The sequence below is a fragment of the Streptomyces sp. DSM 120436 genome, assembly GCF_055778765.1.
In genome coordinates this window covers 1113881-1127449 of record NZ_JBSKBS010000002.1, presented here as the reverse complement: position 1 = coordinate 1127449, position 13569 = coordinate 1113881, and the positions used below count along the sequence as shown (strand labels likewise).

Here is a 13569-nt window from a genome sequence, read left to right as displayed (position 1 = left end):
TGTCGTACTGCGCGCGGTAGGCTGGCCGATCGTTGTACCGCACGGGTCACCCGGCGCTTCGTCGGCCAATGTCCAAAAAGCGTGCCCGTTCTGGGGTGGGTTGTGGTACGGCGGGAACCGGAGGACGCGCAACGTGGCGCAGTCCACAGCGGAACAGTCGCCGATCATGCTGACGCGACGGCGGTGCGCCCGCGACAATGCCAGTGAATGGCTTTGTCGCCTTTTCGGGCGGGCCGTTCGTGCCGCTGGGGACGCACGCTCGTTCTTCAGAGTGGGGCGGTCGGTGCGCCGTTCCGGGTGAGCTGGTCGTAGGAGCACTAACCGATGGGCGAGGGGTACGCATGACCGACACCGGCCAGGTCCCGGGCGAGGGACTGCCGGAGAACGCAGGCAGGGTGGAACAGCCGGGCGTCCCCGCGCCGGACGCGTACGCCTACCTCTCCGACAGTCCCGCCGAGGACGAAGACCTGCTGCTGCCCGGTGCGCAGGGCGCCTGGGGCAACGAGATCGCTCCGCCCGCGCCCGCGCCGGTCGTCGAGACCGTCCACCAGCCGGGCCCGCACGAGACGGACCGCCACGACAGCGGTTCCGTGGACCTCGGCGGTGTCCGCCCGCCCGAGCCGCCGCAGCAGGCGTCCGCGCCCGCCCCGGCCGCGCCGAGCCGTCCGCTGCACCTCGGCCCGCCGCTGCCCGACCTGTCCGCGAGCCCGGTCCGCTCCCTCGCCGACCGCGGCCCCGCCGACCTGCCGGCCCGCCCGCCGACGCCCGGCCCCGAGCACCTCGACGCCCCGCGCACCCGCGAGGCCGCGGCACCGCAGGCCGCGCCGTGGGTGGCCCAGGGCACGGCGGCCCCGGTCGCGCAGCCCGTGGACGCGGCTCAGGCGGCCGTCGCCCGGGTCACCACGCAGACGGTCGGTACGGCGGTCGCCGCCGAGGGCGGGCAGACGCCCACGGCGGCGTACGGCGAGCACGGCACGCCGGCGCTGCCGGGGCCGGGCGCGCCCGGGGACGCGGGTGTGTCCGCGCCGGTGGACGCCGCTCCGGGTGAAGCGCCGGAGGCCGCCCGGCAGGCGGACGGGACTGTGCCCCCGCAGACCGGTGCGCAGGGGCCGGTGACGCCGGAAGCCGACGAGGCCGCCGAGGTGCCGGGTGCTGTCGTGACCGACCCCGGTGAGGCGCAGGACGCGCCTGCCCCGGGGGCGGCGGACGGTGGCGCGCCCGTGCCGGAAGCCGCGGGCGCGGAGGTGCCGCAGGAGGCCGTGGCCCAGGAGCCCCAGGCTCCGGAGGCCGGCGCCCCGGTGGCCCAGGGGGCGCAGGACACCGGCGCGACGGTGGCCGTGCCCGAGCAGGCCCAGGCCCCGGAGGCCGTCGCGGCGGACGGAGCGACGGACGGACAGGACGACGCCGCCCAGGCGGATGCCGCCGAGGCCGCGGTGCCGCAGCCGGCCGAGCCGCAGGACGGCGCCGACGAGAACGCCGGTACGCCGGACGCCGACGCCCAGGCCGGCGCCGACGTACCGCAGGAAGCCCCCGCGGCCGTCGCGCAGACCGCCGCGCCCGAGGCCGTCCCGGCACCGGAGGCGCCCGAGGCCGCGCCGGTGCGCGACGCCGCCGCGACGCAGGCCGGGGAGAGGCGCGAGACCCCGGCAGCGGACGCCCCCGGCACCGCCGTGCCGGCCGCCGAGGCCCCGGTGACCGAGCCCTCCCCGGCCCCGGACCGGGCCCCCGCACCGGAGGCCGAGGCTCCGACGGCGGAGCCGGCCGCCGCGGTGGCCCCCGAACCGGCCCCTTCGAAGGCCCCGGCGGCTCCCGAGCCCGTATCGGCCGTCCCGGGAGCCGCGGCTTCCCCCGAGCCCCAGGCGGCTCCGGAGCCCACGCCCGCCCCCGAGGCCGTGCCGGACCCCCAGCAGACGCCCGCGCACGCGGCCCCGCTCCCCGGCACCCTGCCGCTCGAGCCCGAGGCGGACCAGCCGCTGGGCCGGTTCGTCCCCGTGGACGGCACCGTGCCCACCGCGCCCCACCTCGCTCCCACCCCGCCGCAGGGCGTGACCCTCCCCGAGGGCGGACCCACCGGGTCCGCGCCCGCCGAGGCCACCGCACCGGAAGCCGCGCCCGAGGAGAGCCCCGCGCCCGCCGCCGACACCCAGGCGGACGCCGTCGTCGTCCCGCCCGCGCCCGTCGCCGACGCCGAGGTCACGCAGAACGCCGACGACCTGGACACCCGGGGCGCCGGAGCGGAACCAGGGCCCGCGCCGGAGACGGAGCCGGCCGGACCGCCCGCCCCCGGCTACGCCGACGCCGAGCGCGAGGCCGTGCTCAAGGTCATGCGCGAGCGCCGGGACATCCGCAACGGCTTCCGCGGCGACCCCATCCCGCACGAGGTGCTCCTCCGGGTCCTGGAGGCCGCCCACACCGCGCCCTCCGTCGGCCACTCGCAGCCCTGGGACTTCGTCGTCATCCGCTCCGAGGAGACCCGGCGCCGGATGCACGAACTGGCGATGCGCCAGCGCGAGGCCTACGCCAAGACGCTCCCCAAGGGCCGGGCCAAGCAGTTCAAGGAACTGAAGATCGAGGCCATCCTCGACACCCCGGTGAACATCGTCGTCACCGCCGACCCCACCCGCGGCGGCCGCCACACCCTCGGCCGTCACACCCAGCCGCAGATGGCGCCGTACTCCTCCGCGCTCGCCGTGGAGAACCTCTGGCTCGCCGCCCGCGCCGAGGGCCTCGGCGTCGGCTGGGTCAGCTTCTTCGACGAGCGCGAGATGGTCCGCGCCCTGGAGCTGCCCGAGCACCTGGAGGTCGTCGCCTACCTGTGCGTCGGCTACGTCGACGCGTTCCCGGACGAACCCGAGCTGATGCAGGCCGGCTGGTCCAAGCGCCGCCCCCTGTCCTGGGTGGTGCACGAGGAGACGTACGGCCGTCGCGCCCTGCCCGGAGAGGACCCCCACGACCTGCTTGCCGAGACCGTCGCGCAGATCCGCCCGCTGGACGCCAAGGCGCTCGGCGAGGCGTGGGAGCGCCAGAAGCGCATGACGAAGCCGGCCGGAGCGCTCGGCATGCTGGAGATCATCTCCGCCCAGCTCTCGGGACTGTCCCGGCAGTGCCCGCCGCCGATCCCGGAGCCCGCGGCCGTCGCGGTCTTCGCCGGCGACCACGGGGTGCACGCCCAGGGCGTCACGCCCTGGCCGCAGGAGGTCACCGCCCAGATGGTGGCCAACTTCCTCGGCGGGGGGGCGGTGTGCAACGCCTTCGCCGCACAGGTCGGCGCCGAGGTCTGCGTGATCGACGTGGGAGTCTCCTCCGACCTGCCGGCCACGCCCGGACTGCTGCCGCGCAAGATCCGCGCCGGCACGTCCGACATGACCACCGGGCCCGCGATGACCCGCGAGGAGGCCAAGCAGGCCGTCGAGGTGGGCATCGAGACGGCCCGCGACCTGGTCGCGGCCGGCAACAAGGCGCTGCTCACCGGTGAGATGGGCATCGCGAACACCACGGCGTCCGCGGCCCTCATCTCCGTCTACACCGGCGCGGACCCGGCCGAGGTCACCGGCCGGGGCACCGGCATCAACGACGAGACGCTCGCCCGCAAGACCGAGGTCGTGCGCCGCGCCCTGGAGCTGCACCAGCCGGACCCGTCCGACCCCCTCGGCGTGCTGGCCGCGGTCGGCGGTTTCGAACACGCGGCCATGGTCGGCCTGCTGCTCGGCGGCGCGTCGCTGCGGACGCCGGTGATCCTGGACGGCGTCAGCGCCGGCGCCGCCGCGCTGGTCGCCCGCGCCATCGCGCCGGAGGTCCTCGCGGCCTGCATCGCGGGCCACCGCAGCGCGGAGCCCGGCCACGTGGCCGCGCTCAACAAGCTGGGCCTCCGCCCGCTGGTCGACCTCGACCTGCGCCTCGGCGAGGGCACGGGCGCGCTGCTCGCGCTGCCGCTCGTGCAGAGCACGGCACGGGCCATGCACGAGGTCGCCACGTTCGACTCGGCGGGCGTGACCGAGAAGTAACGGCCGGACGTCCCCGCCCGCCCCGTCGGCGCCGGGCGCGCGGGGACGCCGTCCCCGGCAGCCCCGCAGGTCTGCGGGGCAAGGGCCGGTGCAGGCCCTCGGTGAGACCCGTCCCACTCCCCGGACCCACCCCACCCCCGCCGCCCACGGGCATAAAATGCCACGTCAGGCCCGCTCCGACGCCGCAGCGTGCCCGCTGACCCATCGCTCGTCCGAGGAGCCCCAGCTGATGGCCGAACACCCGCCCTACCCCGTAGGTCTCCGCCTCACCGGACGCCGGGTCGTCGTCCTCGGCGGCGGCCAGGTCGCCCAGCGGCGCCTCCCCGCCCTGATCAAGGCGGGCGCCGACGTCCACCTGGTGTCGCCGGAGGCCACCCCCTCCGTGGAGGCGATGGCGGACGCCGGTGAGATCACCTGGCACCGCCGCCCCTACGCCGAGGGCGACCTCGCCGACGCCTGGTACGCGCTGATCGCCACCAGCGACCCCGACGCCAACACGGCCGCCTCCGCCGAGGCGGAGCGCCACCGCGTCTGGTGCGTCCGCTCCGACGACGCCGACGCCGCGACGGCGTGGACCCCCGCCACCGGCTCCAGCGAGGGCGTCACCGTCGCCGTGCTCACCACCGACGCGCGCGGACGCGACCCCCGGCACACCGCGGCCATCCGCGACGCCGTCGTCGAGGGCCTGCGCGACGGCACCCTCGTCGCCCCGCACCACCGCACCCGCACCGCGGGCGTCGCCCTCGTCGGCGGCGGCCCCGGCGACCCGGACCTCATCACCGTGCGCGGCCGCCGTCTGCTCGCCGAGGCCGACGTGGTCATCGCCGACCGGCTCGGCCCGCGCGACCTGCTCGCCGAACTCCCCCCGCACGTCGAGGTGATCGACGCGGCGAAGATCCCGTACGGCCGGTACATGGCCCAGGAGGCCATCAACGACGCGCTGATCGAGCACGCCAAGCAGGGCAAGTCGGTGGTCCGCCTCAAGGGCGGCGACCCCTACGTCTTCGGCCGCGGCATGGAGGAACTGCACGCCCTCACCGAGGCCGGCATCCCCTGCACCGTCGTCCCCGGGATCTCCAGCTCCATCTCCGTGCCGGGCGCGGCCGGCATCCCCGTGACCCACCGCGGGGTCGCCCACGAGTTCACCGTGGTCAGCGGGCACGTCGCCCCCGACGACGAGCGCTCCCTGGTCGACTGGCCCTCACTGGCCAGGCTGACCGGCACCCTGGTGATCCTCATGGGCGTCGACAAGATAGGGCGGATCGCCGAGACCCTCGTGGCGCACGGCAGGTCACCGGACACCCCGGTCGCCCTGGTCCAGGAGGGCACCACCGCCGCCCAGCGCCGCGTCGACGCCACCCTCGCCACGGTCGCCGAGACCGCCGTCGCCCAGGACGTGAAGCCGCCGGCGGTCATCGTCGTCGGCGACGTCGTGGCCGTGGGCCCGGACGGGACGGCTGCCTGACATGGGCGAGATCATCACCGTCGACGACCCCGCCGACCCGCGCCTGCGCGACTACACCGACCTCACGGACGTCGAACTGCGCCGCCGCCGGGAGCCCGCCGAGGGCCTGTTCATCGCCGAGGGCGAGAAGGTCGTCCGCCGCGCCGGGGACGCCGGTTACGCCATGCGTTCCATGCTGCTGTCGCGGAAGTGGGTCGACGTCATGAAGGACGTCATCGAGCGCACCGACGCCCCGGTGTACGTCGTGGAGCCCGCGCTCGCCGAGCAGGTCACCGGCTACCACGTGCACCGCGGCGCGCTCGCCTCCATGCAGCGCCGGCCCCTGCCCGAGGCCGCCGAGGTGCTCCGCACGGCCCGCCGCGTCGTCGTCATGGAGTCGGTCAACGACCACACCAACATCGGCGCGATCTTCCGCTCGGCCGCCGCCCTCGGCATGGACGCGGTCCTGCTCTCCCCGGACTGCGCCGACCCGCTGTACCGCCGCAGCGTCAAGGTCTCCATGGGCGCCGTCTTCTCCGTGCCGTACGCCCGCCTGGAGACCTGGCCGGGGGACCTGGCATCGGTCCGGGAGTCGGGTTTCGCCGTGCTCGCTCTCACCCCCGACGAGCGGGCCCGCTCCCTCGACGAGGCGGCCCCGCACCGGATGGAGCGGGTGGCACTGATGCTCGGCGCGGAGGGCACCGGCCTGTCCTCCCGCGCTCTGTCGGCCGCCGACGCATGGGTCCGCATCCCGATGTCCCACGGCGTGGACTCCCTCAACGTGGGCGCGGCGGCCGCGGTCGCCTTCTACGCGGTGACGACGGGCCGCCCGCAGGAGTGAAGGGGCCGCCTCTTCGACCGGGCCCGCGGTCGGAGCCTGCCGGTCGGGTCAGCGGCTCCGACCTGCTGGACGGCTCGGCGGCCACCGCCCCGCATGACGCGCGGGGCGTCCCGCCGGCCGCGTACCCGCGGCCCGCTCATCCGCTCAGGCGGACCCCTGGCACCCCTGCACCAGCGCGATGCCGAACGCCACCACCAGCGTCACCACCACGAACACGAACAGCCGCTGCCTGAGCAGACGCGGATTGGCCGGGCGCAGGCCGGACCCGGTCGGCCGGGGCGCCGGACGGCGGCCGCCCGTGCCGGTGCCGGGCCGGGTGGCGCCCCGGGACGACGTGCCGGTACGCGGCTTCGGCCGGGCCGGTGCGCCCTGACGGGGCGCCCCGTTCCGCCCGGACCCCCCGTTCCGGGACGGAGGCACGCGCCTGCCGCCCCGCGAGGACGACGGGCCGCCGCCCCGGGCCCCGGAGCCGCGTGCCGCGGAGCCGCCGCGCGGGGGAGTGGTCCGCCCGCCCTGCCGGCGCGCGTCCCGCTCGGGGTAGGTGTCCGCGAGCCGCCCGCCCGCCCGCTCGGACTCGGGGGCGCGCGGCGCGGGCGGCCGGACGTCGGCGAGGCCCTGCGCCTCCCGCGCGGCGATCTCCTTGAGCCGCAGCGACAGCTGCAGCGTGCTCGGCCGCTCTTCGGGGTCCTTCGCCAGACAGGCCCGCACCAGCGGGGCCAGCGCGTCCGGCACACCCTGCAGCTGGGCCTCCTCGTGCACGACGCGGTACAGCATCACCTCGGAACTGCCGTGTCCGAAGGGCGAGTCGCCCATCGACGCGTACGCGAGCGTGGCGCCCAGCGAGAACACGTCCGTCGCCGGAGTGACGGCCGCGCCGCGCACCTGCTCGGGGGCGAGGAAACCGGGCGAGCCGACCGCCGTGCCGACGTGCGTGAGCGTCGACGCGCCCGTGGCCCAGGCGATGCCGAAGTCGATGATCCGCGGCCCCTTGGGGGACAGCAGGATGTTGGACGGCTTGAGGTCCCGGTGCACCACGCCCGCCTCGTGCACCGCCACCAGCCCCTCGGAGAGCGCCGCGCCCACGGCCGCCACCTCGGCGGCGCTCAGCGGACCCTCGTCGGCGACCTTGTCGTGCAGCGACGGCCCCGGCACGTACTGGGTGGCGAACCAGGGACGGTCGGCCTCCAGGTCGGCGGCGACCAGCCGGGCCGTGCAACCGCCGCGGATGCGCCGGGCCGCCGAGACCTCGCGGGCGAACCGCGAGCGGAACTCCTGGTCCTCCGCGAGATCGGGGCGGATGACCTTCAGCGCGACCCGCTGCCCCTTCTTGTCCGAGCCCAGATAGACCACGCCCATCCCGCCCGCGCCGAGCCGTCGGTGAAGCCTGAAAGAGCCGACGACGCGCGGGTCCTCGCGCCTCAGGCGCATCATCGCCATGTTCATCCCCGCTGCCCGGTCCTGTGACGTGCCACAGCTTACGTTTCCACAGCCGTCGGTGCGCAGAGGCCGCGCCCTCTCTGTTCGACGGATTGTCAGTGGCCGGTGGGAGACTTGAAGAGTGGTCAGGGAACGCGTGAGCGGGCCGGGTTCCCGCGAGGACGGGGCAGGCCGTTCCCAACCGCTCGACGGTGAAGGGGGATTGATCGCGTGAAGGGTGACCGGGTCGAGATCGTCGTGGACGCGGGGGACACGACGCGTACGTACGAGGTGGTGGCCTCGCGGGCGGGCCGCAGGGTGGAGACGGCGGTGCGACGAGGGGTGGTGGAAGTGAGTGAAGTCACCCGAACCGGCGCTGTGGTGCGCACCGCGCGTTTCATGGCGAACCGGGTGCTCGCCCTGGTGGAGCAGCCCGTCCCCCGCCAGGACACCGCGGAGGGAGCCGGCCGCGGCGGCCGTCCCCTCGGGGATGTCCCCGAGGCGTAGGGCGCCGTCTCCACCCAGGGGAGTACGGCGCGGCGGCCCGCTCATCCTCGCGGAGGCCCGCCATTCGGTACGAGGGCATGACGTGAGGGAAGCCGGGGGCCCCTAGATTTGAGGTCGAGCGGCGGGTGCGGCACTCGTCCCCCCGAAGCCGGGCGCCCGCCGCTGCCGCAGACAACAGAAACAGACAAGAGAAACGGTCAGGAGAGGGGCCATGGCGTACACGGCACCGCGGACGTCGTTCCGCACGCGGGATCGCGGCAAGGGCCGCCGGCACCCGCTGGTGGCGACGTTGATGGCCCTCCCCCTGGCGGTCCTGCTCCTCCTCGTCTTCGACGGGTGGGAGACGGTGACCACACAGGCGTCGTCCGTGGGCGAGATGCTGGGGCGCTGATCCAGCGACCCCGGGCCCGGAAGAGCGGTCCGGGCGGGGACATCCGCCCATGAAACCCCGTGGGGACGGGGGTGCGGCGGACGGCAAGATGCCGGCGCAGCTGGGGAGCTGCGCCGGCATCGCTTTTCCCCGGCGCCCGGAACACGCCCGCGGGGCCCGCGTAGCCTCACCCCGTGACCGAGGACCTCCTCCCCGCCCTGACCGCCCGCGCCACGGAGGCGGCCCACGCCCGCGACGCCGCCTGCCTCTGCACCGCCGCCACCCTCGCCCACCGCGAGGACACCACCGTCGTCCGGCACGCCGGCGCCGTGGCCAAGGCGCACGCCCCCGGCACCGACCCCGCCGCACTGACCCTCCGCCTCGCCGTCGCCGCCCGCCTCCCCGGTGTCCTGCTCTCCCCGCTCACCCCGGTCCCCGCGGAGTTGCACGGCCGCCCGGTCACGTACTGGCCGTACGGCACGCCCGTGGACCCGGACGACCCGGACGCCGCCCCCTGGGAGCAGGCGGCCGCCCTTCTCGCCCGCCTCCACAGCGCCCCGCTCCCCGAGACCGTGCCCCCCGCGCGCGGCCCCGAGAAGGCCGCCCGCGCCGTCGCGCTCCTCCGGGACCTCACCCCGCGCCACCCTGCCGCCGCCCCCGTGCTGGACGCCTGGGCGGACCTTCCGCCCTGGGCCCGTGGCGAGGCGCCCGCGCCGGGCCCCGTACGCCTCTGCCACGGCGACTTCCACCTGGGCCAGCTGATACGCGACCCCGCCCCGGGCAGCCCGTGGCTGCTGATCGACGTGGACGACGTCGGCGCGGGCCCACCGGTCTGGGACCTGGCCCGCCCCGCCGCCTGGTACGCCGTGGGAATGCTCGCCCCCGACGCCTGGCACCGCTTCCTGGCCGCCTACCGCGCCGCCGGCGGTCCGGCCGTACCGCCCGACGGCGATCCCTGGCCGGCGCTGGACGTCCCGGCCCGCGCCCTGACCGCGCAGACCGCCGCCCGCGCCGTCACCAAGGCGGCCGCGGCGGGCCGGCCCCTGGACGAGGTGGAGGAGTGGCTGGTCGACGCCTGCGCGCGCATGCGGTCCGTGCCGGCCGCCGCCCCGGCGGACTGAGGGGAATTCCCCGACGTAAGGTGCAACCGGCGCGCAGCCGGACGGAGTCTGTCCAAGCGATACGCGAGGCAGATACGACCGGCGAGGAGTTGAACCGAAGATGCAGTGTCCGAAGTGCCGTGCCCCCATGCACACGTACAACCGCAACGGTGTCCAGATCGAGCAGTGCAGCGGGTGCAAGGGGATCTTCCTCGACTACGGCGAGCTCGAGGCGCTGACCCGGCTCGAGTCCCAGTGGTCGCAGCCCGCCCCGCCCCCGCCCGCCGCACCCCAGGCCTACCCGGCCGCGGCGCCGCAGGCCCCGGCGTGGGGCGCGCCGCACGGGAGCCACTACGGCCACCGCCGTCACAAGAGCTTCGGGCACATGCTCTTCTCGAGCTGACGGCTGACGGGCTCACGACGAAGCCCCCGGTCGCCGGACCGGGGGCTTCGAGCCGTGTGGACGATACTGGGATTGAACCAGTGACCTCTTCCGTGTCAGGGAAGCGCTCTCCCGCTGAGCTAATCGTCCTCGGGGCCATGACCACTCAGCGGAGCGGACCACGGGCACTGCGTGCGCGATACTGGGATTGAACCAGTGACCTCTTCCGTGTCAGGGAAGCGCTCTCCCGCTGAGCTAATCGCGCGGGCCGGAACTTCGATGATCTGTCGAAGACCGAAGATCCAGTGGACGATACTGGGATTGAACCAGTGACCTCTTCCGTGTCAGGGAAGCGCTCTCCCGCTGAGCTAATCGTCCTTGGAGGTGGAGACGGGATTTGAACCCGTGTAGACGGCTTTGCAGGCCGTTGCCTCGCCTCTCGGCCACTCCACCAGGAGTGCAGGGGACCGGGAAGCCCCCTCTTCCTTCGAGCGGACGACGAGGCTCGAACTCGCGACCTCAACCTTGGCAAGGTTGCGCTCTACCAACTGAGCTACGTCCGCCTGTCGTTTCGGTCCGCTTGCGCGTCCCGGCGACGAACTGAACTCTAGCGGATTCCGGGGCCAGTACAAAAACCCGTTTGCGCAGCGTGCTGCGTCACGCCTGCTCACGGGTGCTCACGGGCGTGGTCACGTCACCCGTGCGTCCCCGCCATAGACTCGTGGCGTGCTCGACCTGCCACCTCTCGCGCGCTTCGGTGACCGCGTCGCCACCGGCCTCGCCGACGTCACCGACGACCCCGCCGCCCTCGACTCCACGGGCTTCTGGGCCGTCGCCGCCGACTTCGAGGGGCGTCTGACCTGCGCCCGGTTCCAGGACGTCCGGGAGGAGCCCGTGCCGCCCCCGGCGCCGGGCGCCTGGCGGGGACCGGCGGCCGGCGACTGGACGTCCTCCCTGGACCGCGCCGGGTACACGGCGGCGGTGCGCCGCATCCGCGACCACATAGCGGCGGGCGAGGTCTATCAGGCGAACCTCTGCCGCGTCCTGTCCGCGCCGGTGCCTCCGGACGCCGACGTGGACGCCCTCACCGCCCTGCTGGCCCGCGGCAACCCGGCGCCGTACGCAGGAACGATTCGGCTGCCGCGGCACGGCGTGGAGATCGCCACCGCATCGCCCGAGCTGTTCCTCCGCCGGGAGGGCCGGGCCGTGGAGTCCGGGCCGATCAAGGGCACCGGCCGGACCGAGGCGGACCTGCTGGAGAAGGACTACGCCGAGAACGTCATGATCGTCGACCTGGTCCGCAACGACGTCGGACAGGTCTGCGCCACCGGCACGGTCACGGTCCCCGACCTCTGCGCCGTCGAGAAACACCCGGGCCTGGTCCACCTCGTGTCCACGGTCCGCGGCGAACTGCGCGACGGCGAGGGCTGGCCCGGACTGCTGCGCGCCGCCTTCCCGCCCGGCTCCGTCACCGGGGCGCCCAAGTCCAGCGCGCTGCGGATCATCGAGGCGCTGGAGACCGCGCCGCGCGGCCCGTACTGCGGGGGGATCGGCTGGGTCGACGCCGACCGCGGCACCGGCGTGCTCGCCGTCGGCATCCGCACCTTCTGGATCGACCGGGACGCGGACGGCCGGGCCGTGCTGCGGTTCGGCACCGGCGCCGGCATCACCTGGGGTTCCGACCCCGAGGGGGAGTGGCGGGAGACCGAGCTGAAGGCCTCCCGGCTGCTCGCGGTAGCGTCGGGGACGTACCAGGTGAGCGAAAGGATCCAGACGTGAAGATCTGGCTCGACGGCGCGCTGCGGGACTCCGAGTCCGCCCGCGTCTCCGTCTTCGACCACGGACTGACCGTGGGCGACGGCATCTTCGAGACGGTGAAGGCCGTGGCCGGCCGGCCGTTCGCCCTCACCCGGCATCTCGACCGGCTGACCCGCTCGGCCCGGGGCCTCGGACTGCCCGACCCCGACCTGGACGAGGTCCGCCGCGCCTGCGCCGCCGTCCTCGAGGCCAACCCCGTGCCGCTCGGCCGGCTGCGCCTCACCTACACCGGCGGACACGGCCCGCTCGGCTCCGACCGCGGCGACCGGGGCCCGACCCTCGTGGTCGCCCTCGGCGAGACCGCCCGCCGGCCGGACACCACGGCCGTCGTCACCGTGCCCTGGACCCGCAACGAACGCGGCGCGCTCACCGGTCTGAAGACCACCTCGTACGCCGAGAACGTCGTCGCCCTCGCCCGCGCCCACGAACAGGGCGCCACCGAGGCACTGTTCGGCAACACCGTCGGACAGCTCTGCGAGGGCACCGGGTCGAACGTCTTCGTCGTCCTCGACGGCGAGCTCCACACCCCGCCGCTCTCCTCCGGCTGCCTCGCGGGCATCACCCGTGAGCTGGTCGCCGAGTGGGCCGGGGCCAAGGAGACCGACCTGCCGCTGGACGTCCTGCGGGAGGCCGACGAGATCTTCCTCACCTCCACCCTGCGCGACGTGCAGGCGGTGCACCGCGTCGACGACCGCGAACTGTCCGGCGTCCCCGGCCCGGTGACGGCCGAGGCCCTGCGCGTCTTCGAGGAGCGGTCCGCGGCGGACATCGACCCGTGAAGGGCCGGAAAACCGGCTGAGGCAGGGGATCGCCGCGGGGTAGAACACCCGTGATGACGACCACCCTGCGGCCGACCGAGCCGCTTCAGCGGAACCCCGACGGGACGCGTTCGCGTCACTTCCACGTCTGTGTGAACAGCCGTCCCGTGGGGGAGGTGCGCCTCGGCACGGACCCCGTCTTCGGCGACGCCGTGGCGCGGATCGCCGGTCTGCGCGTCGACGAACCGGACCGGCGGCGCGGCCGGGGCACGGTGGCCGCCCTCGCGGCGGAGGAGGTGGCCCGCGGCTGGGGCTGCCGCCGGATCGAGGTCACCGTCCCCGCCCGCCCGGGCGCCGCCCTCGCCCTCGCCACGGCGCTCGGCTACGTCGTGCGCAACCGGGCCATGGAGAAGGCCCTGGGCGACACCCCGCCCGCCCTTCCGGAGGGCACCCGCGCCCGGCCCATGACCGAGGAGGAGTTCGGTCCCTGGCAGGCCGAGAGCTCGGCGGAGTACGCGCGGGAGTGGGCGCGGCGCGGAGTGCCCGAGGCGGAGGCGCGGGCCAAGGCCGCCGCGGACGGGACGGCACTGCTGCCCGACGGCCTCGCCACGGAGGACATGGTCCTCAGCGTCCTGGAGCACGAGGGGACCGCGGTCGGCACGCTGTGGCTCGCGGTGCGCGGCGAACGCGGGTACGTGTTCGACGTGGAGGTGTCGCCCGCCCACCGCGGCCGGGGCCACGGGCGCAGCCTCATGCTCCTCGCCGAGGCGCAGGCGGCCGCCGCGGGCAACCGGGCCATCGGCCTGAACGTGTTCGCGGGCAACACCCCGGCCGAGCGGCTCTACGACTCGCTCGGCTACACCGCGACGCGGTACTCGCTGTACAAGCCGCTGGTGTAGCCGCCGGGGCGACAGGGCCGGGGGGCGTGG

Annotated in this window: 11 protein-coding genes and 5 tRNA genes; 10 read left to right on the top strand and 6 right to left on the bottom strand. The window is 75.3% G+C overall.

Going from position 1 to position 13569, the window contains the following annotated elements:
* Window positions 1-341: 341 nt before the first annotated feature.
* The 3 genes from cobT to ACWH4W_RS27110 all read left to right on the top strand — a co-directional run bounded on the left by cobT (window position 342) and on the right by ACWH4W_RS27110 (window position 6289).
* A complete protein-coding gene (gene cobT / locus ACWH4W_RS27120; RefSeq protein ID WP_473078450.1) occupies window positions 342-4004 on the top strand; it encodes a nicotinate-nucleotide--dimethylbenzimidazole phosphoribosyltransferase in 3663 nt (1220 codons plus the stop codon).
* Window positions 4005-4233: 229 nt separating this feature from the next.
* On the top strand, window positions 4234-5469 hold the full coding sequence (gene cobA / locus ACWH4W_RS27115) for a uroporphyrinogen-III C-methyltransferase (protein ID WP_473078449.1): 1236 nt from the start codon (window positions 4234-4236) through the stop codon (window positions 5467-5469).
* Window position 5470: 1 nt separating this feature from the next.
* A complete protein-coding gene (locus ACWH4W_RS27110; RefSeq protein WP_473078448.1) occupies window positions 5471-6289 on the top strand; it encodes a TrmH family RNA methyltransferase in 819 nt (272 codons plus the stop codon).
* A 144-nt stretch (window positions 6290-6433) separates the two neighbouring features.
* On the opposite strand, the gene ACWH4W_RS27105 is transcribed toward ACWH4W_RS27110, so the two are convergent.
* Complete coding sequence (locus ACWH4W_RS27105; protein ID WP_473078447.1) at window positions 6434-7732, bottom strand: serine/threonine-protein kinase; 1299 nt, start codon at window positions 7730-7732, stop codon at window positions 6434-6436.
* Between the two features lie 204 nt (window positions 7733-7936).
* Between ACWH4W_RS27105 and ACWH4W_RS27100 the strand changes: the two genes are divergently transcribed.
* From ACWH4W_RS27100 to ACWH4W_RS27085, 4 genes are all read left to right on the top strand, one after another.
* Window positions 7937-8212, top strand: a complete 276-nt coding sequence (locus ACWH4W_RS27100; protein ID WP_473078446.1) for a hypothetical protein — start codon at window positions 7937-7939, stop codon at window positions 8210-8212.
* A gap of 211 nt (window positions 8213-8423) precedes the next feature.
* On the top strand, window positions 8424-8603 hold the full coding sequence (locus ACWH4W_RS27095) for a hypothetical protein (protein WP_473078445.1): 180 nt from the start codon (window positions 8424-8426) through the stop codon (window positions 8601-8603).
* Window positions 8604-8776: 173 nt separating this feature from the next.
* On the top strand, window positions 8777-9703 hold the full coding sequence (locus ACWH4W_RS27090; RefSeq protein WP_473078444.1) for a phosphotransferase family protein: 927 nt from the start codon (window positions 8777-8779) through the stop codon (window positions 9701-9703).
* A 100-nt stretch (window positions 9704-9803) separates the two neighbouring features.
* Window positions 9804-10085 (top strand): TFIIB-type zinc ribbon-containing protein, encoded by a 282-nt coding sequence (locus ACWH4W_RS27085; RefSeq protein WP_473078443.1) that lies wholly within the window; start codon window positions 9804-9806, stop codon window positions 10083-10085.
* A 57-nt stretch (window positions 10086-10142) separates the two neighbouring features.
* On the opposite strand, the gene ACWH4W_RS27080 is transcribed toward ACWH4W_RS27085, so the two are convergent.
* The 5 genes from ACWH4W_RS27080 to ACWH4W_RS27060 form a co-directional block, all read right to left on the bottom strand.
* Window positions 10143-10214, bottom strand: a tRNA-Val gene (locus ACWH4W_RS27080).
* Window positions 10215-10257: 43 nt separating this feature from the next.
* A tRNA-Val gene (locus ACWH4W_RS27075) sits at window positions 10258-10329 on the bottom strand.
* Window positions 10330-10370: 41 nt separating this feature from the next.
* A tRNA-Val gene (locus tag ACWH4W_RS27070) sits at window positions 10371-10442 on the bottom strand.
* Between the two features lies 1 nt (window position 10443).
* A tRNA-Cys gene (locus tag ACWH4W_RS27065) sits at window positions 10444-10517 on the bottom strand.
* 37 nt (window positions 10518-10554) lie between these two features.
* A tRNA-Gly gene (locus ACWH4W_RS27060) sits at window positions 10555-10627 on the bottom strand.
* Between the two features lie 163 nt (window positions 10628-10790).
* On the opposite strand from ACWH4W_RS27060, the gene ACWH4W_RS27055 reads away from it, so the two are divergent.
* Genes ACWH4W_RS27055 through ACWH4W_RS27045 form a run of 3 tightly spaced genes read left to right on the top strand, consistent with a single transcriptional unit; the run spans window position 10791 to window position 13539 of the window.
* Complete coding sequence (locus tag ACWH4W_RS27055; RefSeq protein WP_473078442.1) at window positions 10791-11843, top strand: chorismate-binding protein; 1053 nt, start codon at window positions 10791-10793, stop codon at window positions 11841-11843.
* Window positions 11840-12661 carry an aminotransferase class IV gene (locus tag ACWH4W_RS27050; RefSeq protein WP_473078441.1) on the top strand — a complete coding sequence of 274 codons (822 nt, stop codon included), beginning with the start codon at window positions 11840-11842 and terminating at the stop codon, window positions 12659-12661. Before ACWH4W_RS27055 ends, ACWH4W_RS27050 begins: the two co-directional genes overlap by 4 nt.
* Before the next feature lie 53 nt (window positions 12662-12714).
* On the top strand, window positions 12715-13539 hold the full coding sequence (locus ACWH4W_RS27045; protein ID WP_473078440.1) for a GNAT family N-acetyltransferase: 825 nt from the start codon (window positions 12715-12717) through the stop codon (window positions 13537-13539).
* The last annotated feature ends 30 nt before the right edge of the window (window positions 13540-13569 follow it).